A 2,783-nucleotide genomic window follows, 5' to 3' on the forward strand; every position below is an offset into this window, starting at 1 on the left:
GGTGAAAGGTGAAAGGTGAAAGGTGAAAGGTGAAAGGTGAAAGGTGAAAGGTGAAAGGTGAAAGGTGAAAGGTGAAAGGTGAAAGGTGAAAGGTGAAAGGTGAATCAACCAGGCAAAAACTTTTCACCCTTTACCTTTCGGTTTAGCCTAAAAGAACCTTTTACCTTTCGCCCTTTTACCTTTCACCTTAAAGTCACTCATTTCTAAGGCTATTTACCGGGTTGGCCATGGCAGCTTTTAGCGATTGGTAACTAACAGTTGCAAAAGCTATTAGTATGGCAATAGTTGCGGCCAGTGCAAATACCCACCATTGAATATCTATCCGGTAAGCAAAATCCTGCAGATATTTGCTCATCATAAACCAGGCAATTGGCGAAGCCACCACAACGGCAATAAGTACCAGCTTAATAAAATCTACAGAAAGTAAGGTTGTAATACTGGTTACCGATGCGCCCAACACCTTGCGGATCCCTATCTCTTTGGTACGTTGAACGGTGAGCAAAGAGATCAGCCCGAGCAAACCCAAACAACTGATGAAAATAGCGATCACTGTGCTGGATGTTATGAGTTTGTTCAACAGATCTTCCTTTTGATAAAAATCGGCAATCTGCTCATCAAGGAAATGGTATTCAAAAACATTATCAGGAAATACAGATTGCCATACCTTTTGTACCTGTGTCAAAGCTTCGGCACGGTTTTTCATATCTATCCTGATACCGGCGTATTGATAAGCGCTACGAAAGGTACTGATGTAGGTTGGCTCAATTACCTTGTATAATGATTTGGCATGAAAATCTTTCACTACGCCAACTATCGTACCGGGCTTATCGCTAAGATCGCCGGCAGTAAATTTATGGCCAATAATTTGTTGCGGATCTTTTACGCCTAATTTTTGTACCAACTGTTCGTTCACCAAATATTCCTTAGCTGAGTCGGCCTCTGAGATGTTTCTGCCCGCAATGATATGGAGACCGAAAGTTTTTGCATATCCGGCGTCGCCCATTACGGTACGGCCAACAAACTTTTCCCATTCCCGGCCGTCGTATTTTATTGATCCGCCTTTATCTGCTGTTGATGATGGCGCCCGGTAGCAAAAAGATACCGCACTGATACCCGGATTGGCCAACAGCTGATTACGCAGGAAATCTGTTTTGCTCTTGTCGAAATCCGGCAGTGGCAGCATAATAACTCCCGTTTTATTGAAACCCAGGTTAGCCGTTTTAAGATACCGCACTTGCATAGTAATAATGATAGTGCCTATAATGAGTACTTGCGCAATAACGTTTTGAATAACGATTAAACTTTTGCGGCTAAACCCTGCTGATTGCGACTGCCCTCCTACCTGGTTCTTCAAAGCATTCACAGGTCTAAACCGACTCAATATTAAGGCGGGGTAAAAGCCTGCGGCCATAGTAATCACCGCCAATAACAAGGCTATGTAAACAAACAGCACTTTATCATGCGCAAAATTAAATGTAAGTGTAGTTTGCAGCCAGGAGTTCAAAACAGGTAAAAACAGCCATACCGATAAAACAGCCAACAAACCGGCAGACAAAACGATTAACGAGGTTTCGGCCATGAACTGGATAAATATGGCAGAGGGGGTGCTGCCCAAAACCTTGCGGGTGCCAATCTCTTTAGCCCGTTTAAAACTTTGAGCGGTTGCCATGTTGATGAAGTTAACACAGGCGATGACTATAAGCAATAGGCCTACAATACCCAACGTAGTTAACAACGATTTTTGTATCACACCGCTATACCTGCCATCAAAATGGACTTCGTTTAAAGGCTGCAAGAGAAAATGATAGGATTTTGTTACCTCTTTTCCAGCGGCTTTGACAATTGCCGCCTCCACAGTTTTTGGAGAAAGATTATCCGGCAACGATAAGAACACTACATTACGGGAATCTACCCAATACCAACTATTCTGAAAATCCTTTTCAACATCAGGATAAAGTGTTTTAAGCGAAGTAAGCGACAAAAACATATCGCACTTAAAGTCAGTATTATCTACATTATCCTTTAGTACTCCGGTTACTTTAAAATTGTGTTTATTATCAAGCCGGATTAGCCTGCCGACTGCATCATCTGTACCAAAATACTTTTGAGCAAGTTTGTGGGTGATAACAGCGTTGTCCGGATCGTTAAAGGCAGTTTTTACATTTCCGTTAAGCCAGGTATAATTAAGTATATTAAACAAATGGCTATCGGCAAGTCCCACGTTCTCTTTTTCATAAAATAGGTTTCTGCCTGTGCCATTACTTTGTGGTACAGCAACAGTGAATGATCTTTTCTGAACCAATACCGCCGCATCCTTTATCTGTGGTAATTCAGTTTTAATGGCCCGGGCCAAAACCATTGCCGCATCGCGTTCATACAAGGTAGTGCCATCTTCGAGATGTATCTGCGTAACTATTTTATATAGCGATTTTGCATTGTGATGGTAAGTATCAAAACTGAGGTGATAGGTAATAAATTGAAACAATATTATACTGCAGGCTACCCCCAATGATAAACCGAAAATATTGATGAGCGTATAAAATTTATGTTTAAATAAATTACGCCAGGCTATTTTAAAGTAGTTTTTGATCATAATATTTACTTTATACGATGATAGCTAAAACTCTTTAAATGAGAAGTTAAAATGTGTTAAAAAGACTAAAGGCTAAAGGCTAAAGGCTAAAGGCTAAAGGCTAAAGGCTAAAGGCTAAAGGCTAAAGGCTAAAGGCTAAAGGCTAAAGGCTAAAGGCTAAAGGCTAAAGGCTAAAGGCTAAAAAAATAGC

1 protein-coding gene is annotated in these 2,783 nt (G+C 41.0%); it reads right to left on the reverse strand.

Annotation, left to right across the window (positions count from 1 at the left end):
* Positions 1 to 193: 193 nt before the first annotated feature.
* Positions 194 to 2,593, reverse strand: a complete 2,400-nt coding sequence (locus AC1DYB_RS30360) for an ABC transporter permease (protein WP_477440692.1) — start codon at positions 2,591 to 2,593, stop codon at positions 194 to 196.
* Positions 2,594 to 2,783: the final 190 nt, after the last annotated feature.

Source organism: Mucilaginibacter sp. P2_A4 (genome assembly GCF_056405015.1).

What these genes read in the sequence shown, in the direction of transcription:
- AC1DYB_RS30360 (WP_477440692.1), bottom strand. Translation starts at nt 2,593, where the DNA reads ATGATCAAAAACTACTTTAAAATAGCCTGGCGTAATTTATTTAAACAT.